The following is a 23,387-nucleotide window of genomic DNA, read 5'->3' as shown; positions in this document are numbered from 1 at the left end:
GGTGGCGGCTAGTCGTGAGGCGGGCCCAGCCCGCAACCGTCCATCATCCTGGCTGTGTGCCACCTACCTTTCCCATGAAATTGCCAGCGACGCTGAGCGAACCGTCAGCGAGCGCCAGCGGCAGCGCTGCAAGCCGCCGCGGCGCCGGCCCGAACACGACCTGCGCGCCCGCGCGGGGATCGAATTCGGAGTTGTGGCACATGCACTTGAAAACCTCCTTGTCGCCGACATCGCTCTTCACCCAGGCGGTGACGGGACAGCCCGCATGCGAGCAGATCGCCGAATAGGCGATGATGCCGTCGACGGCGCGCGCGCGGGTCTTCTCGTCGAGGTCGGCGGGATCGAGCTTGATGATCAGGATTTCGTTGAGCCGCGAGGCGCTGCGCACCACCCATGTGGTGGGGTCCTTCGGCCAGGCATGGATCGGCGGTCCACCGACCTTGAGATCAGCCGCAGTGATGAGCTTTCCCTCCTGGTCACCTTCGGAGAAGACGAGCAGATCGCCTTTCTGCGGCCGCTCATCCGAGCCGGGCGGATCCTCACCTGCGCGGGCCCTGGTTGAACAGCCGAGACACGCCGTCGTCGCCATCGCACCAAGCAGCAGGGATCGCCGTGTCTGTTCGGTGCCCGCTTCGACGTCGGGTTCCGTAGCATGTTCGGAAGATGATGAATGGGTATCGAACGATGCGCGTGCCATGCCCGCTAGCAGGCGCTGGAACTCTGCCGAAAACAAGGCGAAGACTTGGCGCCGCAGTGCATCAATATGGCTTTGCTCGCGTTGATTGCGTAGGAGTAAATGCGTTCAAGCGCGTTTTCGCGATTTCTGCATCGCGTTGCGCGAATGGCATGATGATTTCGCAGATCAGATCCGATGATGGAGGAATTGCTGCGATGCCACGACGGATGCGGAATCCCACCCAGGCATCGTGTCCTTCACGACCTGAGCACGTGACGCGGCGAAGCGATGCGGCCCGCAAGTGTTGCCGACGCCATCTCAAAGCTGTCGGCGATACGACGCGCCTTGTCGATGAACAGCGCAGCCGCCGCCGGCGGGCAGACCTCGCGCGCGGTCTGCTCGAACAGATCGAGCCAGCGATCGAAATGGCCGCCGGCCAGGCTGAGCGGCAGGTGTGCCCGCATCGGCGAGCCATGATAGCGGCCGCTCATCAGCACGACCGACGACCAGAAATCCCTGAGCTTGGCGAGATGCTCGTCCCAATTCCGCACGACGCCGAAGACGGGCCCCAACAGCGCGTCCTCGCGCACGCGTCCGTAGAAGCGGGTGACGAGTTCTCCAATCATCTCCTCGGTGATTCCGGTGCGCTCGATCGCATCCTGGGTCAGCAGGCTCCGCCGCGCGGCCGCAGCTTCCCGCTCGGCCTTCAGTCGATCCGACATGATCCTTTGCTATCCGTTCCGTTGTTCCCGCGAGCCGCCCGTCCGACATTGTCAGGCCTATCGCACGCGGCGTCTTTGTCGCAGCGCAAATTGCGGGATCTGGCGACGGACGCCAAGGCGCCCGCCGCCAATGCCTTCATCAGGCGGTATAAGTGTAGAAGCCCTGCCCGGTCTTGCGGCCGAGATGGCCGGCATCGACCATCTCTTTCAGCAGCGGCGCTGGCCGATATTTAGGATCGTTGAAGCCCTTGTAAAAGACCTCCATCACCGAAAGCATGGTGTCGAGCCCGACGAGATCGGCAAGTGCGAGCGGCCCGATCGGATGGTTGCAGCCGAGCTTCATGCCCGCGTCGATCTCTTCCGCCGTCGCGATGCCCTCCTGGAGCGCGAAGATCGCCTCGTTGATCATCGGACAGAGGATGCGGTTGACGGCGAAGCCCGGGCTGTTCTTGGCCGTGATCGCCACCTTGCCGACGCGCTTGGCGAAATCCAGCGCCTTGGCATGGGTGTCGTCCGAGGTCTGCAGGCCGCGGATGAGCTCGAGCAGCGCCATCACCGGCACCGGGTTGAAGAAGTGCATGCCGATGAAGCGGTCGGGACGGTCGGTCGCGGCGGCGAGCTTGGTGATCGAGATCGAGGAGGTGTTGGTCGCGATCAGCGTGCGCGGCGACAGGGTGGCGCAGAGATCCTTCAGGATCTCGACCTTGAGCTCCTCGTTCTCGGTCGCGGCCTCGATGACGAGGTCGCAATCCGACAGCTTCGCCCGGTCCGTGGTGCCGGTGATGCGCTTGAGCGTCGCCTCGCGGTCGGCCGCCGACATCTTCTCTTTTTTGACCAGCCGCTCGAGGCTTCCGCCGACGGTCGAAAGGCCGCGGTTCACCGCCGCATCGGAAATATCGACCATTACGACCGAGAGGCCGGCGGCCGCGCAGACCTGCGCGATGCCGTTCCCCATGGTCCCTGCCCCGATGATGCCAACGGTCTGGATCATTGCGTCACATCCTTCATCCTTGCGGGCGCGCCAGTCGCAGCCCGGCTCCATTGTTCCTGCATTAGGGTCTAGCACCGCCATTGGGCCGGCGCGACCCGATCCTGTTCCTTAGCGCATCCGAGGCCGGAAGAAAGCCGCCCGCGGGGCCGCCAGGTGCCTCGATTATGGGTCCTTCGCGCGTTTACCGATCATCCTGAGCCCTTCTCCAACGGCTCCGGCGGGGCTGCCCCCCCCTGGCCCCTTGATTATGGCAGCGGCAGCAGCGAGAAGGGCGGCGCGGGGCTACCGCGGAACAGGGGCTTGCCCGAGACCGGATGAACGATTTCGCACGATCCATCGGTGCCGCCTTTGCGCTGATCGGCGACGCCGACACCGAGCTATTGGGCATCGTCGCCCTGTCGTTGCGGGTCAGCCTGACCGCCAGCATCCTGGCGCTCCTGATCGGCGCCCCCTTTGGAGCCCTGCTTGCGATCACCCGCTTCCGGGGACGCCAAATCATCATCATTCTGACCAATGCCCTGCTCGGGCTTCCGCCGGTCGTGGTCGGGCTCGCGCTCTATCTCTTGCTGTCGCGGTCCGGCCCGTTCGGGGCGGCGGGCTTGTTGTTCACGCCGGCCGCCATGGTGATCGCGCAGACGCTGCTGGCGACGCCGATCGTGGTGGCGCTGGTGCACCGGCCGGCAAGCCTGTTGTGGGCGGAGTATGGCGACCTGGCGCGGATCGACGGGCTGTCGGCCCTGCGCAGCATGGCCCTGCTATTCGCGCTCGGCCGGACCTCGTTGCTGACGGCCTTTCTCGCCGCGTTCGGGCGCGCCATTGCGGAAGTCGGTGCCATCATCATCGTCGGTGGCAACATCCGCGGCTTCACCCGCACGATGACGACGGCGATCGCGCTGGAAACCAGCAAAGGCGAGCTGCCGCTGGCGCTCGGGCTCGGGCTGATCCTGCTCGCTCTCAGCGTCGCGGTGTCGACCGTCGCCTTCGTCCTAGTTGGGCGCGTTGGGGAAAAATAGCTGCTCGCCGCCAATCTTGTACCCGGCGATCGCTTGCTGCCCTTGCGGCGAAACCAGCCAGTCGACGAAGGCCTGTCCCTCCTTTGCCTTCACGTTCGGATGCTTTGCAGGATTGACTAGCATGACGCCGTACTGGTTGAAGAGCCGCTTGTCACCCTCGGTCAGGATGGCGAGTTCGCCACGGTTCTTGAACGACAGCCAGGTGCCGCGGTCCGACAGGAGGTAGGCATTCGACGACGAGGCCATGTTCAGCGCCGGACCCATGCCCTGGCCGATCTCCCGGTACCAAATGTCCTTGCCGGCACTGAGGTCGACGCCAGCCTCCTTCCACAGTCTCAGCTCGGCCGCATGCGTGCCGGACTTGTCGCCGCGCGAGATGAACGGCGCCTTCGCCGTCGCGATCTTGCGCAGCGCCTCGGCCGCGTCCTTGCTGCCTGAGATCTGCGCCGGATCGCTCTTGGGGCCGATGATGACGAAGTCGTTGTACATGACGTCGAAGCGCTTCACGCCCTGCCCTTCGGACATGAACCTGTCCTCGGCAGGCCTGTCATGGACGAACACCACGTCGGCGTCGCCGCGCCGCCCGATGTCCAGCGCCTGGCCGGTGCCGACGGCGACGACCTTCACGCTGATGCCTTCGGCCTTCGCGAACAGCGGCAGCAGATGACCGAACAGCCCCGACTGTTCCGTCGAGGTGGTTGAAGCTACGGTGATGGTGCGATCCTGTGCGGATGCGATTGTGGACCAGAGCAGGACCGCTCCGATGGCAACAAGCTTCCTCATGCGACGTCCTCGGCCAGACAATGACGGTTCTGAATAGCGACTCGCGGCGACGACGGGAACCCCAAGCTTGGATTGCAACGAGAGTTGATGCGCGCGGTGCACCTCGTCTGGCAAAAAAAGCGCGCCGGCGCGCGCTAGGCACGCCTGCAAAACAAGAAGTGAAAAACAACCCCATGCACAGTAGCGATGGGGTTGAAAGGCTTGAGTATTTTCGGTGTTACCGAAGACGCGCTTGCGGCGTCGGGCAAAACAGGGGTATTATTGCATCATCGGCTGCTGTGCGGGTTGCGTAACTCGGGCGGATGCGCGCTGGATGCGCGGATGTTCTGCAATTGGTCCACCTTACATTGACACGGATGTGACGGCCGGGGCAGGTTTTCACATTGCTGACGAATCAGCGATTGCCTCACGCCGAGCACCTCTTGGACAACTCCCAGTGCTTTCGAGACTGATATCGTTGCTGCGCCGCATCCCTGCGGTGAACTGGGCGTTTTCCCGACTCCGGCCTGTGCCGCACAGCGGCAACATTGAGGTCGCGCCGACCGCCACGGACGCTTCGCCCGCCATCATCGAAGACGTCGAGGTCCCGGCTCAAGCTCCAAGCGCCGAGATCAGCACCGCCCCGGTGCGCGACGACGCTGCCCCCGCCACTAAGGCTCTGGTCGCGGAGAACGATGCGGCTGTGTCTGTCGTCGCTGAGAATCCGTCCGACGAAATCCGTATCAGCGGGGACTCCTCTCCGGCGACGGTGCCGGAAATCGAGGCGCCCGCGACGCCGCCAACCTCCGAGGAGGTGCTGGCTGCATCGGCCGGTGCGGAGAGCGAGCCAGTTGCAGCCTCTGATCTCGCCATCGTTGACGATGATGCATCGCCTGCTGAGATTCCTGCAGAGGTCGACTCCGCCGTCGTAGAAGAGGTTGTGATTTCGTCGGCGGAGGTCGCGACCGCCTTGACTGATGTCCCTGATGTCATCATCGAGGCAGCCTCCTCGCCCGACGTTTCCGCCGCCGTCGATCCGGTCGCCGTCGAAGAAGTCGAGCTTCTCCGCGCCGAGGCCGATAGCGTCACGACTGATGCCTCCGAAGCCAGCGCCGACAGCGAACCGGCGCTCGTTGTCGAAAGCCCGCAAGTCCCTACAAACGATGTTCCGCTCGCTGCGGCGACTAACAACTCCTTGAGCGGTGTCACCGACATCGAGCCGGCTCCGGCTCTCGCGTCTCCTTCGCCAGAGATCCGCAACGTCCCGAAAGTTCGCGCGAGAGCCGCAGAGCCCGCCGACCGCGCGGCGCTGATCCGGCAGCGCTGGGCGGAGAGCGGAATCAGGATGTGGAATCCGCGGCTGCACGGCACCGGCGAAGCCGCGCTGAACATCCAGGGAAGCATCGGGCTGCTGCCCCCGGCACCCGGCGAGACAATGCCGCGCTACGACAAGCTGGAATTCAGGATGCTCGGCGGACAGATCGTCTGTGAGGGCGTGATCGTCGAGGCACCGGTTCAGGCGAGCCATCGGAGCTTCACGCAGCTTGCCGAGCCGCGGACGAGCGAGCGCGTCCGCGAACCGGCGCGCGAGCGCCAGGCCGTCCTCGCCTGATCCGACCGTGGCCATGTGCTAGGCTGATGTCGCGCATGGGCGATAGCAGGCGGTAGCTGCAGCGATTTCGGGCGATCTGTGCCTGAGACGTGCGCACGCTGCGGCCGGATATCCTTAACGGGACCTCACCAATGCACGCGATCGGAAAATCGTAAGGCAGCGCGCAACCAGTGCTGGCCTGCCCGGGCCAGAATTGATCTAACGGGCCCTTTACCCCTGCCGTGCAAGATTGCCCACGTTTTTCAGGGGGTCTGGGGCTCGTATTGCAATGCCTATTGCCGATTTGAAATCTCATCTTGCCGCCGCGATGCGATTGTTTCGCGTTCCTGCCGACAATCCGGACTTGACGCGGGCGCAATTCGACGCCTTCTCCAAGCAGATCCCGCTGCTCTACTTCATCCTCATCAGCAACACGATTGCGGTCGCCTACACCTATGTGAACGTGGCGCCGGACTGGCTGACGATGATCGTGCCGGCCGTGTTGACGGTGCTCGCGGCCTTACGGACTTTCTGGTGGCTACGCCAGCGCCGGCTGGTGCGCAGCGATGCGGACATCCTGCGCAATCTGCGCGCCACCAACTGGCTGACCCTGCCGATCGGTGCCGGCTTCACCGCCTGGTCCTTCGCGCTCTACCCCTACGGCGATCCCTTCGCCAAGAGCCAGGTCGCGTTCTACATGGCGGTCACCGTGATCGGCTGCATCTTCTCGCTGATGCATCTGCGCTCGGCGGCGCTGATCGTGACGCTGATCGTCGACGTGCCCTATGTGCTGTTCTTCTTCGCCACGGGCGAGCCGACGCTGAAGGCGATCGCGGTCAACAACCTCCTGGTTTCCGGCGCGATGGTGACGGTGCTGTTCATCTACTATCGCGACTTCGCCGATCTCGTCGCCAGCCGCAAGTCGCTGCTCGCGCAACAGGCGGCAACGCAGGCGCTCTCTGACGAGAACTTCCGCCTTGCCAATCTCGATTCACTCACCGAGCTGCCGAACCGCCGCCGCTTCTTCGCCGAGCTGTCGAGCGCCTTCACCGATGCCGAACGCAGGAACGTTCGGATCGCGGTCGGCATCATCGATCTCGACGGTTTCAAGCCGATCAACGACAATTACGGCCATTCGGTCGGAGACCGCGTCCTGATCGAGGCCGGCCGCCGCATCCGCGAGGTGTGCGAGGGCTTTGGTCCGCAGCGGGTCGAATTCGCCCGATTAGGCGGCGACGAGTTCGGCCTTGTCGTTTGCGGCGACCCCGACGATGCAGACCTGCTGCGGCTGGGCCAGCGCATTGGCGACCAGGTCAGGCTTCCCTACCAGCTCGACACTGCCCATACCGGGCTGTCCTGCTCGATCGGCTTTGCCTCGTTTCCCCAATCGGCAACGACCGCGGAAGCACTCTATGAATGCGCCGACTATTCACTTTATCACGCCAAGCGCCATCTGCGCGGCCGCACCGTGATCTTCTCGAGCGAGCTCGAGGCTGAGATCCGCAGTCGCGGAGTCATCGAGAATCTGCTGCGCACCGCCGATTTCGGCACCGAGATGGACCTGGTGTTCCAGCCGATCGTCGATGCTATGAGCGAGCACACCGCCGGCTTCGAGGTCCTGGCGCGCTGGCGCAACGCCCGCCTCGGCCTGGTCTCCCCGGCCGATTTCATTCCGGCCGCCGAGCGCATCGGACTGATCCGGCCGCTGACGCAAGCGCTGCTGGTGCGCGCGCTCGCCATCGCCAGGACATGGCCCGATCACATCCGCCTGTCGTTCAATCTCTCAGCCCACGATGTCTGTGCGGCGGAGGGCATCCTGCCGCTGATCTCTATCATCGAGAAGAGCGGGCTGCCGCCGCACCGGATCGATTTCGAGATCACCGAGACCGCCGTCACCTTCGACTTCGTCCGCGCACAGCAATCGATCGCAACGCTGAAGGCAATGGGCTGCGGCATTTCGCTGGACGATTTCGGCACCGGCTATTCGTCGTTGAGCCACGTGCACCGGTTGCCGCTCGACAAGATCAAGGTCGACCGCAGCTTCGTTTCCGACATCAACGAGAATCCCGTCAGCCACAAGATCATCAAATCGCTCACCGGTCTCTGCGACGACATGGAGATCGCCTGCGTCGTCGAGGGCGTCGAGACGCGTGCTCAGCTCGACACCTTGCGCCGCCTGGGATGCGACTTCATCCAGGGCTACTATTTCGCCAAGCCGATGCCGGCCGATGCGATCGGCGACCATCTTGCGAAGGAGAGCCGGCGCCTCGACGGCACCGGGACCAAGGTCGTGGCCTGAGCCTCGTCTACTCCGCCAGGCTCGGCAGATCGAGCCCCTTGTCGCGCGCGCACTCGATCGCGATGTCGTAGCCTGCATCGGCGTGGCGCATGACGCCGGTGGCGGGATCGTTCCACAGCACGCGCTCGATCCGCTTCGCAGCCTCGGGCGTGCCGTCGGCGACGATCACCATGCCCGCGTGCTGCGAATAGCCGATGCCGACGCCGCCGCCATGATGCAGCGACACCCAGGTCGCTCCGCTGGCGCAATTGAGCAGCGCATTGAGCAGCGGCCAGTCGGAGACGGCATCCGATCCGTCCTTCATCGCCTCGGTCTCGCGGTTGGGGCTCGCCACCGAGCCGCTGTCGAGATGATCGCGGCCGATCACGATCGGCGCTTTCAGTTCGCCACGCGCCACCATCTCGTTGAAAGCAAGGCCGAGGCGATGGCGATCGCCGAGGCCGACCCAGCAGATGCGTGCCGGCAGGCCCTGGAATTTGATGCGCGCCTTTGCCATGTCGAGCCAATTGTGCAGATGCTTGTCGTCAGGCATCAGCTCCTTGACCTTGGCATCGGTCTTGAAGATGTCCTCGGGATCGCCCGACAGCGCGGCCCAGCGGAATGGCCCGACGCCGCGGCAGAACAGCGGGCGGATATAGGCGGGCACGAAGCCGGGAAAATCGAACGCGTTCTTCAGGCCCATATCTTGCGCCATCTGGCGAATGTTGTTGCCGTAGTCGAGCGTCGGAATGCCCTGGGCGTGGAAATCCAGCATGGCCTGGACATGCTCGACCATCGATGTCTTCGAAGCGCGCTCCACTGCCTTCGGATCGGACGCGCGCTTGGCTTCCCATTCGGCAAGCGTCCAATCCTTCGGCAAGTAGCCATTGATGGGATCGTGCGCGCTGGTCTGGTCGGTGACGATGTCGGGCTTGACGCCGCGGCGCACCAGCTCAGGGAAGATCTCCGCGGCGTTGCCGAGCAGGCCGACCGAGACCGCCTTGTTCGTCTTCGCGGCGTCCGCCATGATCGCGAGCGCTTCATCAAGCGTTGCGGCTTGCCGGTCGAGATAACCGGTCCGCAGGCGCATCTCGATGCGGCTCGGCTGGCATTCGACCGCAAGCATCGAAGCGCCGGCCATGGTCGCCGCCAGCGGCTGCGCCCCGCCCATGCCTCCCAAGCCGGCCGTGAGAATCCATTTGCCGGCGAGGCTGCCGCCGTAATGACGCCGACCGACCTCGACGAAGGTTTCATAGGTGCCCTGCACGATGCCCTGGCTGCCGATATAGATCCAGGAGCCCGCCGTCATCTGTCCGTACATCATCAGGCCCTGGCGATCGAGCTCGTTGAAATGATCGAGCGTCGCCCAATGCGGTACGATGTTGGAATTCGCGATCAGCACGCGCGGTGCATCGGCATGGGTGCGGAACACGCCGACCGGCTTGCCGGACTGCACCAGCAGCGTCTGGTCGGCTTCGAGCTTGCGCAAGGCCGCAACGATCCGGTCAAAACTCTCCCAGTCGCGCGCGGCGCGGCCGATGCCGCCATAGACGACGAGCTCGCTCGGACGTTCCGCGACGTCAGGATCGAGATTGTTCATCAGCATGCGCAGCGGCGCTTCCGTGAGCCAGCTCTTGGCGCTGATGTCGCTGCCGCGGGGAGCGCGGATGGTGCGGTCATTGTCCAGTCGGCGGTTCATGTGGGCCTCTTCAGACGAGTCTCGGAAACGGATCGGTGGGAAGCTGGGCGAGCGCGGCAGCTGGAAGCGCATCGGCCTCGATCAATGCAGCGGCCTTGGCGAGATCGCCGGCCATGTAGCGATCGGCGCCCAGTGCGGGCACCTGCTCGCGCAACGCGGCAATGACGGCGACCAGTGGCGCACTGGTTGCATGCGGCGCGCGCAGCGTGATGCCCTGAGCCGCGACCAGAAGCTCGATGCCGAGGATGGCGGCGAGATTGTCGGCCATGTCGGACAGGCGCCGCGCAGCATGCGCGGCCATCGAGACATGGTCTTCCTGATTGGCGCTGGTCGGCGTCGAATCGATCGAGCAGGCGAGCGCACGCTGCTTGTTCTCGGCATAGAGCGCGGCCGCCGTCACCTCGGCGATCATGAAGCCGGAATTGATGCCGGGATCTGGCGTGAGGAACGGCGGCAGTCCGAAATTGAGCGCGGGATCGACCAGCGTCGCGATGCGCCGCTCGCTGATCGCACCGATTTCCGACAGCGCGAGCGCGATGGCATCTGCGGCAAACGCCACCGGCTCGGCGTGGAAATTGCCGCCGGAGACGATCTCTCCGGTCTCGACCAGCACCAGCGGGTTGTCGGTGACGGCATTGGCCTCCACGATCAGCGTGCGCGCCGCCTGCGTGATCAGATCGAGCGCGGCACCGGCAACCTGTGGCTGGCAGCGCAGGCAATAGGGATCCTGCACACGCTCGTCGCCTTCCAGGTGAGAGAGGCGGATGTCGCTGCCGTCGAGCAGCGCGGTCAGCGTCGCGGCCGCCGCGATCTGGCCGGCATGGCCACGCAGCGCCTGGATTTCGGGGCGGAACGGTGCCGTTGACGCCATCGCCGCATCCACCGACAGCGCGCCGGTCACGAGTGCGGCGCGGGCGAGGCGATATGCACGCAGCACGCCCGATAGCGCGTAGGCGGTCGAGAATTGCGTGCCGTTGATCAGCGCGAGGCCTTCCTTGGGCCCAAGGGTCAGCGGGGTGAGGCCGGCGGCGGCGAGTGCCTCGCTGCCGGATACGATCTTGCCTTCGATGATCGCCTGCCCTTGGCCGATCATCACGGCCGTCATATGCGCAAGCGGTGCCAGATCGCCGGAGGCGCCGACCGAGCCCTGCTGCGGCACCAGCGGATAGACGCCACGGGCCAGCATGTCCTGCAACTGCTCGATCACCGCGCGGCGCACGCCGGAAGCGCCGCGGCCGAGCGAGACGATCTTAAGCGCCATCATCAGGCGGACGATGGGCTCCGGCGTCGGCTGGCCGACCCCGCAGCAATGCGAGACGATGAGGTTGCGCTGGAGCAGCGCGGTCTGGTCCGGCGGAATGCGCTTGGACGCCAGTTTCCCGAAGCCGGTGTTGATGCCGTAGACGGGGACGTCGGCCTGCGCGGCCTGCGCAACGATCAGCGCAGCCGCATCGACACGTGGCCAGAACGAAGGATCGAGCACGACGGGGGCGCCTTCGAGCACGCGTGAGAGATCGTCGAGGCTCACCGTTCCCGGCTTGACGACGATCGCCGTTTCCTGCCTCGTCATTGCCCCCTCCATACCCGCTTGTGCAGCGGATTGAAGCCGATGCGGTAGACCAGCTCGGCGGGCCGCTCGATATCCCAGATCGCGAGATCGCACCATTTGCCGGCATCCAGTGTGCCGGTCTCATGCAGGAGGCCGAGCGCCCGCGCGCCTTCACGGGTGACGCCGGCGAGGCACTCGGCCACATTCATCCGGAACAATGTCGCGCCCATGTTCATCGCGAGCAGCAGCGAGGTCAGTGGCGAGCTGCCGGGATTGCAGTCGGTCGCCAGTGCCATGGCAACGTTATGCTTGCGGAACGTCTCGACCGGGGGCTTCTGCGTCTCGCGAATGAAGTAGAACGCGCCGGGCAACAGCACCGCCACCGTGCCGGCCCTCGCCATTGCGGCAGCACCGGCCTCGTCGGTGTGCTCGAGATGATCGGCCGAGAGCGCCGAGAATTTCGCCGCAAGCGCAGCGCCGCCGAGATTCGAGAGCTGGTCAGCATGGAGCTTGACCGGCAGTCCAAGTCCCCTCGCCGTTTCGAACACCCGCGCAGTCTGTTCGGCGGAGAATGCGATGCCCTCCATGAAGGCATCGACGGCATCGGCGAGGCCCCCGTTTGCGACCGCCGGCAGCATCTCCTTGCAGACGAGATCGATGTAACCATCCTTGTCGCCACCCGCCTCGACCGGCAGCGCATGCGCGCCCAAGAACGACGTGCGGATCGTAACCGGCCGCTCACGGCCGAGGCTGCGCGCAGCCGCGAGCTGGCGCATCTCGGTTTCTGTGTCGAGGCCGTAGCCGGACTTGATCTCGACGGTCGTGGCGCCCTCGCCGATCAGCGCGTCGAGCCGCGGCAGCGCGCCTGCGACGAGCTCGGCTTCACTCGCCTTGCGCGTTGCCGCCACGGTCGAGACGATGCCGCCGCCGACGCGCGCGATCTCCTCGTAGCTTGCCCCCTTCAGGCGCAGCTCGAATTCGTGCGCGCGGTTGCCGCCATAGACAAGATGAGTATGGCAGTCGACGAGACCGGGCGTGATCCAGCGCCCCTCGCAATCGATCCGCTCGATCGCGTCAGCGTCGAGCGGAAAGTCCGCTTTCGCGCCGGCATAGGCGATGCGGCCGCCGCGTGCGGCGATGACACCATGCTCGATCTCGCCAAGATCGGGACGATCGACCCGCATCGTCGCGAGGCGGGCATTGTGCCAGATCCGGTCGAAGCGCTCTGCCATGCGGGTATCCATTCGCCCAGGGGATGCTTGACTTATATGTATAGACATATAATCGTAAGACGGTTCTGTCCAGCCGGCGTGTAGATCATGACCCGACTGCATTTCGCTTCCGCGCTCCTGCCTTCGGGCTGGGCCAATGACGTGCAGGTGGTGATCACCGCCGGCGCGATCGCGGCGGTGACACCGGGCGTGGCGCCGGCCGCGGGCGACGAGCGCCATGCCATCGCGCTTCCGGGACTTGCGAGCCTGCACAGCCACGCGTTCCAGCGCGGCATGGCGGGCCTTGCCGAATTGCGCGGCGATTCCACCGACACCTTCTGGACATGGCGCGAGACGATGTATCGCTTTGCGCTGGCGATGACGCCCGACGACGTCGCGGCTGTGGCGACGCTGCTCTATGTCGAGATGCTCGAGCAGGGTTTTACCCGCGTCGGCGAATTCCATTATCTGCACCACGATCGCGACGGCTCGCCCTACGCTGACCCCGCCGAGATGGCCGCGCGGATTGCACAGGCGGCCGAAGCCTCGGGCATTGCGCTGACGTTGTTGCCGAGTTTCTATGCGCATGGCTCGTTTGGAGGCGCAGCGCCGCATGCCGGGCAGCGCCGCTTCATCTGCTCGGTCGATCAGTTCGCCGCATTGATGACGGCGTCGCGCCAGGCGATCAGCGCCTTGCCCGGCGCCAATATCGGCGTCGCGCCGCACAGTTTGCGCGCGGTGACGCCGGACGAGCTCGCCGCCATCATTCCACTCACCGAGGGCGGGCCGGTGCACATCCATGCCGCCGAGCAGGTGAAGGAGGTCGAGGATTGCCTCGCTTGGTCGGGCCGCCGTCCGGTGCAATGGCTGCTGGAGCATGCGCCCGTCGATCAACGCTGGTGCCTCATTCACGCGACCCACATGACGAGTGAGGAAGTGACGGCGTTCGCCAAGACCGGTGCGGTGGCGGGCCTTTGTCCCATTACGGAAGCGAGCCTCGGCGACGGCACTTTTTCGGCGCGGGAGTTTGTCGACGCCGGCGGCTCTTTCGGCGTCGGTACCGATTCCAACGTGTTGATCGGCGCCGCTGACGAATTGCGCCAGCTCGAATATGGTCAGCGGCTCAAGCACCGCCAGCGCAACGTCCTCTCCGGCGGCGCAGGCCGCTCGACGGGACGCTCGCTGTTCGACGGGGCGCTCGCCGGCGGCGCGCGAGCGCTGGCACAACCGGCCATCGGCCTTGTGCCCGGCGCACGCGCCGACATCATCACGCTCGACACGGCGCATCCATCGCTGGCGGGACGCGCGCAGGATGCTATCATCGACGGCTGGATCTTCGCCGCCGGCGGCGCCGCCGTGGATTGCGTCTGGGCCAGCGGCCGCAAGGTGGTCGAGGGCGGTCAGCATGGATTGCGCCAAGCCGCACGCGAACGCTTCAACGCATCGATGCGGAGGCTCGTCGCATGAGCCTCGTCACCGATGCCGACAAGCCGACGCTCTATAAGCGCATCCGCGCCGACATCGAGCAGCGGATCCTGACCGGCGAGTGGCCGCCCGGCCATCGCATTCCCTTCGAGCACGAACTGGTCGCGCGCTACGGCTGCTCGCGCATGACCGTGAACAAGGCGCTGTCTGAGCTGGCGCAGGCCGATCTGATCGAGCGGCGGCGGCGCGCCGGCTCGTTCGTGCGCCGGCCGCAGCATCAGTCGGCGGTGCTCAAGATCGCCGACATTCGCGCCGAGATCACCGCGCTCGGGCGCAGTTACGGCTACGAGCTGATCGGCCGCAAGCTGCGCGCGGCGACGGCCGCCGATCGCGACCGGCTCGGCGTGAAGAAGGCCAACAAGGTGATCGCGATCACCTGCCGGCATAGCGCCGACAAGGTCCCGTTCGCGGTCGAGGACAGGCTGATCGATCTCTCGTCCGTTCCTGACGCCGCAACCGCGGATTTCTCGCGCGAGCCGCCCGGCTCCTGGCTGCTTCACCATGTCCCATGGACCGAGGCCGAGCACACGATCAGCGCCATCGTTGCGGACTACCGCGCGGCGGAAGCGCTCGCGATCGCCGTCGGCGCCCCCTGTCTCGTGATCGACCGCTATACCTGGCGCAGCGCACGCACGATCACCGCCGTGCGCCTGCTCTATCCCGGTGACTCTCACCGCCTTGTCGCGCGATTCAAGGGAGGCTGAGAGGATATGTCGGCACAAATCGTGCAACGCTTCGCGGAACCGCCCATATGGGCCGGCAGAGATCAACAGGACGTCAAACCATCGATCGGCAAGAGGACGATAATCATGCGTAATTCGACAGTATTTGCGACAATCATTGCTCTCGCGGCCTCCACTCCGGCGCTCGCCCAGGACGTCAAGGTCGGCATCGGCATTTCCGGATGGACCGGCTTCGCGCCCCTGACGCTGGCGAAGGAGGCCGGCATCTTCAAGAAGAACGGCCTCGACGTCACCATCAAGAAGATCCCGCAGAAGGACCGCCATCTCGCCATCGCCTCCGGCGACATCCAGTGTGCGGCGACCACGGTCGAGACCTGGATCTCCTGGAACGCCAACGGTGTTGCGACCAAGCAGATCTTCCAGCTCGACAAGAGCTACGGCGCCGACGGCATGGCCGTGCGCAACGACATCGCCGCGATCAAGGACCTGAAGGGCAAGACCGTCGCCGCCTCCGCGCCGGGCACCTCGCCTTATTTCGCGCTGGCCTGGATGCTGAAGAAGAACGGCCTCACCACGAAGGACGTCACCGTCGTGAACCTCGAGCCGGCGGCGGCCGCGCAGGCCTTCGTCTCCGGCCAGAACGATGCAGCGATGACCTATGAGCCATATCTGTCGACCGTGCGTGCCGCGCCGGACAAGGGCAAGATCATCGCCACCACGCTGGATTATCCGATGGTCATGGACACGTTCGGCTGCACGCCGAAGTTCCTGACGGAGAATGCCAAGGCGGCCAAGGCGCTCGCCGACAGCTACTTCGAGGCGCTCGAGATGATCGCCAAGGACCAGGCCAAGTCCTACGAGATCATGGGCGCCGACGTGAAGCAGACCGCCGAGCAGTTCGGCAACTCGGCGAAATACCTGCGCTGGCAGGACAAGGCGGCGAACCAGAAGTTCTTCGCCGGCGACTTCCTGACCTTCAACAAGGAGGCCGCCGAGCTCCTGCTCGAGATCGGCATCATCAAGGCCGTGCCGAAGGTCGAGGACCTCTACGACGCGAGCTTCATCAAGTAACTTTCGCCAAGCTGCCGGTTCCGCCTCAGGCGGAGCCGGCGCACCATTCGGATACAGTTTGATGCGTCCCCTGGATCCCGTGACATCGAAGCAACGTGCGGCATATGGCCTGGCGTTCTTCGTGCTGTTCGTCGCCCTCTGGTCGTGGGCGACGTTCGGCGGCCATGTGTCGAAGACTTTCCTCGCCAATCCGCTCACCATGGTGCAGGAAGGCCTCGAGCTGCTCACCAAGCACGGCTTCCTGTTCGACATCGGCATGACGATCTGGCGCGTCGTCGGCGGCTTTGCGCTCGCGGCGATCATTGCGGTGCCGCTCGGCGTGCTGATGGGCGCCTACAAGCCGGTCGAAGCCTTCCTCGAACCCTTCGTCTCATTTGCACGCTATTTGCCCGCCTCGGCCTTCATCCCGCTGCTGATTCTGTGGGCCGGCATCGGCGAATTGCAAAAGCTGCTCGTCATCTTCATCGGCTCGGTGTTCCAGGTCATCCTGATGGTCGCGGTGACGGTCGGCGCCACGCGGCGCGATCTGGTCGAGGCCGCCTACACGCTGGGCGCCAGCGACCGCGGCATCATCCGCCGCGTGCTGCTGCCTTCCTCCGCGCCGGAGATCGCAGAAATCCTGCGGCTGGTGCTGGGCTGGGCCTGGACCTACGTCATCGTCGCCGAGCTGATCGGCTCGTCCTCGGGCATCGGTCATATGATCACCGACAGCCAGGCGCTGCTCAACACCGGCCAGATCATCTTCGGCATCATCGTGATCGGCTTGATCGGCCTGATCTCGGACTTCCTGTTCAAGGCGTTCAATGCCTGGCTGTTTCCCTGGAAGCTCGCATGACGATTCTTAGGATCGAGCAGGTCTCGCGCACCTTCCCCGCGCGCCACGGCAACGCGCCGACCAGGGCGCTGGAGCCGACCGACCTCACCATCGGCAACAACGACTTCGTCACCATCCTCGGTCCCTCCGGCTGCGGCAAGTCCACGCTGCTGCGCATCGTCGCCGGCCTCGACCGTCCGACCGGCGGCCGCGTCACGCTCGACGGACGCGAAGTGACCGGCCCGGGCGCCGATCGCGGCATGGTGTTCCAGTCCTACACGCTGTTCCCCTGGCTGACGGTGCGCGAGAACATCGCCTTCGGCCTGCGCGAGCGCGGCGTGTCCGAGGCGGAGCGACACAAGATCGCCGATGCCTTCATCCGCCAGGTCGGGCTGTCCGGCTTCGAAAACCATTGGCCCAAGCAGCTCTCCGGCGGCATGCAGCAGCGCACCGCGATCGCACGCGCGCTCGCCAACGACCCGAAAATCCTGCTGCTCGACGAGCCGTTCGGCGCGCTCGACAATCAGACCCGCGCTTTGATGCAGGAAATGCTGCTCGGGATTTGGGAGCGCGACCAGAAGACGGTGCTGTTCGTGACTCACGACATCGAGGAAGCCATCTTCCTCGGCAGCCGCGTCATCGTCATGAGCGCGCGCCCCGGCCGCATCAAGGCGGACATTCATGTAGACCTGCCGCATCCCCGCTCCTACAAGATCAAGACCACGCCGGAATTCGTCCAGTTGAAGGAACGGCTGGTCGAGGAGATCCGCACCGAGGCGCTGAAGGTTGCCGAACATGCCTGACACCCAGCCCCGCGCCGACGGCCATCGCGTTCTTGCCGACCTCCACGCACTGCGCGCCTTTGGCGCCTACAAGACCGGCGTGCACAAGCCGACCTTCTCCGAGCCGCACAAGCTATCGCTGGAATGGCTCGTCCAGAAGCTGCCCGAGGCCGAGCTATCCGCGACGATTGACGGCATCGGCAATGTGTTCGGGACGAGCACGAAGTCGGGGCCGAAGCTGCTGGCGGGCTCGCACCTGGAAAGCCAGAATTATGCCGGCTGGCTCGACGGCCCGCTCGGCGTCGTCTATGCGCTCGAGGCGGCGCGCGTGCTGAATGCCGACGCTTCCCTGAACGGCGCGGTGGAAGTTGCCGCCTGGTGCGACGAGGAGGGACATTTCGGTCATTTCCTCGGCTCGCGCTCCTATGTCGGACAGGTGAGCGAGGCCGACATCGACGCGGCCCGCGACCGCACCAGCGGCCGCACCATGCGCGATGCCCTTGCCGACATGGGGCTGGCGGGGCGTCCGCGCATCACTGCCGAGCCGGGACGGCACGTCGGCTATCTCGAGGCGCATATCGAGCAGGGCGACACGCTCGAAAGCGGGCAGCTGGCGATCGGCGTCGTGACGTCCATTGTCGGCATCTGGCAGTACCAGATCAATTTTACCGGCGAGCAGAACCATGCCGGCACCACGCGCATGGCGGTGCGCAAGGATGCGGGCCTGGCGCTGGCCAAGTTCTGCGTCGCGATCGACGAACGTTTCCCGACGGCCTGCGGCCCGCGCACGGTCTGGACCACCGGCCGCATCACGCTCGATCCGGGCGCGCCGAGCATTATCCCCGGTGGCGCCGAGATGCTATTCCAGATCCGCGACGACGACCCGTCTGTGATCGCGCGGCTGGAGCAATTGCTGCGGACCATGGCGGACGAAGCCAGCGCAAATGGCCCCTGCACCGTCACGGTGACGAAGCTGCGCACCGGCGCACCCGCGATGATGAATGCGGGCTTTCAGGACGCGATCGAGGCCGCGAGCAACGTCGTCGCCGGTGGTCGTTCCATCCGCATGCCGAGCGGCGCCGGCCACGATGCGCAGATGCTGGCAACCGTCATGCCCGCCGGCATGCTGTTCGTGCCGTCGATCGGCGGCATCAGCCATCATTGGACCGAGAACACGGCGGATGCCGACATCGTGACGGGCGCAGAGGTGTTCGTCGAGGCGTGCCGGCGGATCCTCGGGGGCTAGGTCGAGGCATGCAGCCGTTGAGCGCCTGCCACGACCATTCGAGCAGGGCTCTGCCATAAAGCCGCGGCAATCCTCGGGCCTGTCGACCGTCTCCTCCCCTGCTTCCCCGGAGTTCCCATGTCTTCTGCCGACCGGCCGGCAACCCGCCTTGCGACGCGGCTTGCCTTCCTCGTTGCGGGCTTCGGCATCGCGTGCTGGGCACCCCTGGTGCCGTTCGCGAAGGCGCGGCTCGCCGTCGACGACGGAGTTCTCGGCCTGCTCCTGCTCAGCCTCGGCATCGGCTCGGTCGTGGCGATGCTGCTGACCGGCGTGCTCAGCGCGCGCTATGGCAGCCGGCCGATCATCGTCGCGGGCGGACTCGGTCTGACGCTGGTGCTGCCGCTGCTCGCGATCGCAAGCTCGCCGCTGGCGCTGGCGCTGGCGCTGCTTGCGTTCGGCGCCGCGCTCGGCTCGATCGACGTCGCCATGAACATCCACGCCGTGGAGGTGGAGCGCGCCGCGCGACGCCCGCTGATGTCCGGCTTCCACGCCCTGTTCAGCATCGGCGGCTTCGCCGGTTCCGCGCTGATGACGGCGCTGCTCTCTCTGCAGCTCGGCGCGCTCGCCTCGACGTTGATCTGCTCCGTGCTGATGCTGATCGCGATGCTCGTGACCTGGCCGCGCCTGCTTCGCTCGGTGCAGGTGCAGGAAGGCCCATTGTTCGTGCTGCCGCATGGATCGGTGCTGCTGCTGGCGCTGCTCGGCGCCATCACCTTCCTGGTCGAAGGCGCGATGCTCGATTGGGGCGCGCTGCTCGTGATCGGCGCCGGGCTCGTCAGCGAGGCACAAGGCGGCATCGGCTATATCGTGTTCTCGATCGCGATGACGATCGGCCGGCTCGCCGGCGATGCGGTCGTTGCGCGCATCGGAGATCGTACGACGTTACTGTGGGGCAGCCTCATTGCGATCGCCGGCTTCGTGGTGCTGCTCACCGCGCCCGTGGCGGCGGCCGCCATCGGCGGATTCCTGCTGATCGGGCTCGGCGCCTCGAACCTCGTGCCCGTGCTATTCCGCCGGGCGGCGCAACAAACGGTGATGCCCACGGGACTTGCGGTCGCGGCGATCACGACGGCAGGTTATGCAGGCATCCTACTCGGCCCTGCCGGCGTCGGCTTCGTCGCACAGCTCGGCGGACTGCCGCTGGCATTCTGGCTGCTGGCCGCCTTGATGGGTCTCGTCACGTTGACGGCGGGGATCGTCACCGCGGAGCAGCGCCGGGCCTCGCATGCCGATGCGTGAGCGGACTCGCGTCGACTTTGACCGATGAGGAGGTGGACCGCCACAGGCGGCGAGCCACCTTCTTCAGGCTCTAGCCTCCGACTGCGGCAGCGCGCCGCGGCAGCTTCCAGCCCGGCCGGATGAAGTGGCAGGTGTAGCCGTCAGGATAACGTTCGAGATAGTCCTGATGCTCGGGCTCGGCCTCCCAGAACTCGCGAGCGGGCGCGACCTCAGTCACCACCTTGCCGGGCCACAGGCCGGACGCCTCGACATCGGCGATGGTGTCTTCGGCAATCCGCTTCTGCTCCTCGCTGGTGTAGAAGATCGCCGATCGATAGCTCGTGCCGATATCGTTGCCCTGACGGTTGAGCGTGGTCGGATCATGGATCTGGAAGAAGAACTCCAGCATGGTCCGGAAGCTGGTCCTGGCCGGATCGAACACGATCTCGATCGCTTCGGCATGGCCCTCGTGATTGCGGTAGGTGGCGTTCTTGACGTGCCCACCGGTGTAACCGACGCGGGTGGAGATAACGCCCGGCTGCTTGCGGATCAGATCCTGCATGCCCCAGAAGCAGCCACCGGCCAAAACTGCGCGTTCCGTCGTCATGTGATGTGCTCCCAATGATCGCTCAAAAGCTTGTCCATCATATAGGCTTTCGGCCGCCCGGCCGAAAGCCGCGCGTTGACGCCCACCCGGTCGCCTGGACCCGATGGACCGGAAGCAGGCGCTCGCCCTAGACCAGCTTGGCGTCGAGCGTGATGGCGGCGTTGAGCACCTTGGACACCGGGCAGTTCTTCTCGGCCTCGCCGGCGAGCCGGGCGAAGCCGGCATCGTCGAGACCAGGCACTTTCGCCCGCAGGGTCAGGGCGGATTTGCTGATCTTGAAACCCTTGCCTTCGGGCTCGAGCGTAACGGCGGCTTCGGTCGACAGCTCGTCCGGCGTGAAACCCGCCATCTGCAGGCCGAAGGCGAGCGCCATGGTGAAACAGCCGGCATGGGCCGCGGCGATCAACTCTTCGGGATTGGTGCCCTTCTCGTTCTCGAAGCGGGTCTTGAACGAATAGGGCGTCCCGGCAAGCACGCCGGATTCGCTCGACAGATGGCCCGTGCCATCGCGACCAGTGCCCTTCCAGACTGCTGTTGCCTTGCGGATCATCCAAAGGTCTCCTTGTTTTGCCTAAACCGGATCGAACGCGCGGATCGGCGGTAGATTGCCGGTGAACTTCTCCACCTCGACGGTCGTCAACTGGCCGGTGCAGCCCTGCGCCAGGGACGAGGTGCCGACGTCGCGGGTCAGCACGTTCGGATTGCCGTGAACGCAGAGCGGCGCCTCGTCTTCCGGATCCATCGGATCGTACCACGCGCCGGTCGGCAGCTGAACCACGCCGGGCGCGATGCCGTCGGTAACGCGGACCGCGGCGAGGCACGCGCCGCGCGCGTTGAACAGGCGGATGATGTCACCGTCCTTGATGCCGCGCGCCTGTGCATCGACCGGGTTCATGCGCGCGACCTCACGGCCGCGATGCTTCGAGCCCAGCGAATGTCCGCCGAAATCGAGCTGGCTGTGCAGGCGCGTCACGGGCTGGTTGGCGATGAGGAAGCACGGTGCCCCCGGCTTGGGAACATCGGTCTTGTCGAGCCAGACCGGATGTCCGGGACAATCCGCATCACCGTGCCCCGCGATCTTGGCCGAGTAGATCTCGATGCGTCCGCTCGGCGTCGGCAAAGCGTGATTGATGGGATCCTCGCGAAAGCGGCGTAGCCAGCCGCCGTCATCGGGCTGCTGCGGCACGACCAGGCTGCCGCGCGCCCAGAATTCTTCGAAGCTCGGCGCTTCGAGGCCGCGTTTGGCAAGCGATGCGCGGGTCGGCTCGTAGAGATGCTCCAGCCATTGCCGCGACGTGCGCCCTTCGGTGAACGGCTCGCGCGCCCCAAGACGCTCGGCGAGATCGGCGAAGATGTCGTAGTCGTCGCGGGCGAGCCCGAACGGCTCGGCGATCCGGTGCATCGCGACCATCAGGGGATCGTTGGTGGAATAGCCGATGTCCTCGCGCTCCAGCGTCATCGTCGCGGGCAGCACGATATCCGCGTGGCGGGCGGTGGCGGTCCAGGCGAGCTCGTGCACGACCAGCGTGTCCACCTTCGCGAAGGCCTTGCGCAGGCGGTTGATGTCCTGATGGTGATGGAAGGGATTGCCGCCCGCCCAGTAGACCAGACGAATATCCGGATAGGTGCGCGTCTCGCCGTTGTAGCGATACGTGGTGCCGGGATTGAGCAGCATGTCGGCGATCCGCGCCACCGGAATGAAATCGGCTACGCCGTTGCGGCCCTGCCCCAGCGTCGGTCCCGGCACGTCGTTGACGCGGCGGCCGTAATAGCCGATCGCACCCAGCGAATAGGCATAGCCGCCGCCGGGAAGGCCGATCTGGCCGAGGGCCGCCGCCAGCACCATGCCCATCCACACCGGCTGCTCGCCATGCTCGGCGCGCTGCAGCGAATGGGAGACGGTGATGAGCGCGCGCTTTCCGGCAAGGCGCCGCGCCAGCTTGCGGATCGCATCCGCACTGACGCCTGAGATCGCGGCGGCCCATTCGGCGTGCTTGGCTTGCCCGTCGCTTTCGCCGTTGAGATAGCGCAGGAAGATTGCCCAGCCCTCAGTGTAGCGGTCGAGGAAGGCCTGGTCGTGCAGGTTCTCACTGACCAGCGTATGGACGATGCCGAGCATCAAGGCAGTGTCGGTGCCGGGCACGCAACTCATCCATTCGGCGCCGGCCTCGACCGGCAGATCGTCGCGCAGCGGACTGACCAGGATGAACTCGCAGCCGCGCGCCCGCGCCGCCGCCATGGCGCCGCGCTCGACATGCTTGCTGATCGAGCCGCCGGCCACCATGGAGTTCTTCAGCGCCATGCCGCCGAACGCCAGCACGATGTCCGTCTCGGCCGCGATCTGCTCCCAGGTGACGTTGCGCTTGGTGATGTCCTCGTAGCCGGCCAGGATCTGCGGCAGCAGCATCGAGGACGCACCGGACGAATAGGTGTTGACCGAGCGCACATAGCCGCCCAACGCGATATTGAGGAAGCGATGCACCTGGCTCTGGGCGTGATGGAAGCGCCCGGCGCTCGACCAGCCATAGGAGCCGCCGAACACGGTGCCGGGTCCGCGGGTGTCGCGAATGCGGCCAAGCTCGTCGCCAAGGAGATCCAGTGCCTTCTCCCAGCTGACGGAGACGAACTCGTCGCGGCCGCGGCGATCGTCGGGGCCCGGCCCGCGCTCGAGCCAGCCGCGGCGGATTGCCGGCTGGGCGATGCGCGCCTGGTGGCGGAGCGCGCCGGGAAAATTGTCGATGATGCCGTTCGGATCGGGATCGCCCGCATAGGCCCTGACCTCCAACCCGGCCGCGCCCTGGCGCGCGGAGAACACGCCCCAATGCGAGGTGTGCGGCTTGAAGCCGTCCGACAGGTCAAGACCGGGGTCGGGGAAACCAATCGTATCGTCCATCTCTGATCCTTATTCCGGCGGCGTCGGCATGGGTGGTAGTATACCGATCCGCTCCGG

The 23,387-nt window shown here is 65.7% G+C and carries 20 protein-coding genes; 10 read left to right on the top strand and 10 right to left on the bottom strand.

The features are described from left to right. Nucleotides 1-43 precede the first annotated feature (43 nt). The 3 genes from ABIA45_RS01250 to ABIA45_RS01240 form a co-directional block, all read right to left on the bottom strand. The gene (locus ABIA45_RS01250; protein WP_404650917.1) at nt 44-697 is read right to left on the bottom strand and encodes a ubiquinol-cytochrome c reductase iron-sulfur subunit; all 654 of its coding nucleotides are present in this window, start codon (nt 695-697) and stop codon (nt 44-46) included. A 236-nt stretch (nt 698-933) separates the two neighbouring features. Then, nucleotides 934-1,398 (bottom strand): group III truncated hemoglobin, encoded by a 465-nt coding sequence (locus ABIA45_RS01245; protein WP_275515370.1) that lies wholly within the window; start codon nt 1,396-1,398, stop codon nt 934-936. A 139-nt stretch (nt 1,399-1,537) separates the two neighbouring features. After that, nucleotides 1,538-2,389, bottom strand: coding sequence for a 3-hydroxybutyryl-CoA dehydrogenase (locus ABIA45_RS01240; protein ID WP_404650916.1), 852 nt, complete (start codon nt 2,387-2,389; stop codon nt 1,538-1,540). 314 nt (nt 2,390-2,703) lie between these two features. Between ABIA45_RS01240 and ABIA45_RS01235 the strand changes: the two genes are divergently transcribed. Continuing rightward, nucleotides 2,704-3,402, top strand: a complete 699-nt coding sequence (locus tag ABIA45_RS01235; protein ID WP_036007971.1) for an ABC transporter permease — start codon at nt 2,704-2,706, stop codon at nt 3,400-3,402. Here ABIA45_RS01235 and ABIA45_RS01230 read toward each other — a convergent pair. Next, nucleotides 3,376-4,185 carry a substrate-binding domain-containing protein gene (locus ABIA45_RS01230; RefSeq protein ID WP_404650915.1) on the bottom strand — a complete coding sequence of 270 codons (810 nt, stop codon included), beginning with the start codon at nt 4,183-4,185 and terminating at the stop codon, nt 3,376-3,378. The two genes, ABIA45_RS01235 and ABIA45_RS01230, sit on opposite strands and share 27 nt — an antisense overlap. A 457-nt stretch (nt 4,186-4,642) precedes the next feature. Here ABIA45_RS01230 and ABIA45_RS01225 point away from each other — a divergent pair, with 457 nt between their 5' ends. Continuing rightward, a complete protein-coding gene (locus tag ABIA45_RS01225; protein ID WP_404650914.1) occupies nt 4,643-5,776 on the top strand; it encodes a hypothetical protein in 1,134 nt (377 codons plus the stop codon). Nucleotides 5,777-6,044: 268 nt separating this feature from the next. Beyond that, complete coding sequence (locus tag ABIA45_RS01220) at nt 6,045-8,054, top strand: putative bifunctional diguanylate cyclase/phosphodiesterase (protein WP_404650913.1); 2,010 nt, start codon at nt 6,045-6,047, stop codon at nt 8,052-8,054. A 7-nt stretch (nt 8,055-8,061) separates the two neighbouring features. Here the strand turns inward: ABIA45_RS01220 and hutU are convergent, their stop codons facing one another. Genes hutU through hutI form a run of 3 tightly spaced genes read right to left on the bottom strand, consistent with a single transcriptional unit; the run spans nt 8,062 to nt 12,513 of the window. Beyond that, a complete protein-coding gene (gene hutU / locus ABIA45_RS01215) occupies nt 8,062-9,732 on the bottom strand; it encodes a urocanate hydratase (RefSeq protein ID WP_404650912.1) in 1,671 nt (556 codons plus the stop codon). 10 nt (nt 9,733-9,742) lie between these two features. Further along, nucleotides 9,743-11,302, bottom strand: a complete 1,560-nt coding sequence (gene hutH / locus ABIA45_RS01210; protein ID WP_404650911.1) for a histidine ammonia-lyase — start codon at nt 11,300-11,302, stop codon at nt 9,743-9,745. Next, complete coding sequence (gene hutI, locus ABIA45_RS01205; protein ID WP_404650910.1) at nt 11,299-12,513, bottom strand: imidazolonepropionase; 1,215 nt, start codon at nt 12,511-12,513, stop codon at nt 11,299-11,301. The genes hutH and hutI overlap by 4 nt, the downstream gene beginning before the upstream one ends. 87 nt (nt 12,514-12,600) lie before the next feature. Between hutI and ABIA45_RS01200 the strand changes: the two genes are divergently transcribed. From ABIA45_RS01200 to ABIA45_RS01170, 7 genes are all read left to right on the top strand, one after another. Then, nucleotides 12,601-13,959, top strand: a complete 1,359-nt coding sequence (locus tag ABIA45_RS01200) for a formimidoylglutamate deiminase (RefSeq protein WP_404650909.1) — start codon at nt 12,601-12,603, stop codon at nt 13,957-13,959. Continuing rightward, nucleotides 13,956-14,681 carry a histidine utilization repressor gene (gene hutC, locus ABIA45_RS01195; protein WP_404650908.1) on the top strand — a complete coding sequence of 242 codons (726 nt, stop codon included), beginning with the start codon at nt 13,956-13,958 and terminating at the stop codon, nt 14,679-14,681. The genes ABIA45_RS01200 and hutC overlap by 4 nt, the downstream gene beginning before the upstream one ends. Before the next feature lie 105 nt (nt 14,682-14,786). Continuing rightward, nucleotides 14,787-15,731: an ABC transporter substrate-binding protein gene (locus tag ABIA45_RS01190; RefSeq protein WP_271544085.1), complete on the top strand. Its 945-nt coding sequence runs from the start codon at nt 14,787-14,789 to the stop codon at nt 15,729-15,731. Nucleotides 15,732-15,792: 61 nt separating this feature from the next. After that, on the top strand, nt 15,793-16,566 hold the full coding sequence (locus ABIA45_RS01185) for an ABC transporter permease (RefSeq protein WP_404539217.1): 774 nt from the start codon (nt 15,793-15,795) through the stop codon (nt 16,564-16,566). Next, complete coding sequence (locus ABIA45_RS01180; protein WP_036041970.1) at nt 16,563-17,348, top strand: ABC transporter ATP-binding protein; 786 nt, start codon at nt 16,563-16,565, stop codon at nt 17,346-17,348. Before ABIA45_RS01185 ends, ABIA45_RS01180 begins: the two co-directional genes overlap by 4 nt. Beyond that, a complete protein-coding gene (locus ABIA45_RS01175; protein ID WP_404650907.1) occupies nt 17,341-18,573 on the top strand; it encodes a Zn-dependent hydrolase in 1,233 nt (410 codons plus the stop codon). The genes ABIA45_RS01180 and ABIA45_RS01175 overlap by 8 nt, the downstream gene beginning before the upstream one ends. Before the next feature lie 117 nt (nt 18,574-18,690). Beyond that, nucleotides 18,691-19,851 (top strand): MFS transporter, encoded by a 1,161-nt coding sequence (locus ABIA45_RS01170; protein ID WP_404650906.1) that lies wholly within the window; start codon nt 18,691-18,693, stop codon nt 19,849-19,851. A 70-nt stretch (nt 19,852-19,921) separates the two neighbouring features. Here ABIA45_RS01170 and msrA read toward each other — a convergent pair whose 3' ends face one another. The 3 genes from msrA to ABIA45_RS01155 form a co-directional block, all read right to left on the bottom strand. Further along, nucleotides 19,922-20,437 (bottom strand): peptide-methionine (S)-S-oxide reductase MsrA, encoded by a 516-nt coding sequence (msrA, locus tag ABIA45_RS01165; RefSeq protein WP_036008049.1) that lies wholly within the window; start codon nt 20,435-20,437, stop codon nt 19,922-19,924. A gap of 127 nt (nt 20,438-20,564) precedes the next feature. After that, complete coding sequence (locus ABIA45_RS01160; RefSeq protein ID WP_036029314.1) at nt 20,565-20,987, bottom strand: OsmC family protein; 423 nt, start codon at nt 20,985-20,987, stop codon at nt 20,565-20,567. A 21-nt stretch (nt 20,988-21,008) separates the two neighbouring features. After that, nucleotides 21,009-23,330: a molybdopterin guanine dinucleotide-containing S/N-oxide reductase gene (locus tag ABIA45_RS01155; protein ID WP_404650905.1), complete on the bottom strand. Its 2,322-nt coding sequence runs from the start codon at nt 23,328-23,330 to the stop codon at nt 21,009-21,011. Nucleotides 23,331-23,387: the final 57 nt, after the last annotated feature.

It is taken from the genome of Bradyrhizobium sp. USDA 336, from assembly GCF_044908355.1.
Taxonomy (GTDB): Bacteria; Pseudomonadota; Alphaproteobacteria; order Rhizobiales; family Xanthobacteraceae; genus Bradyrhizobium; species Bradyrhizobium yuanmingense.
This window is presented reverse-complemented; position numbering and strand designations above follow the sequence as displayed.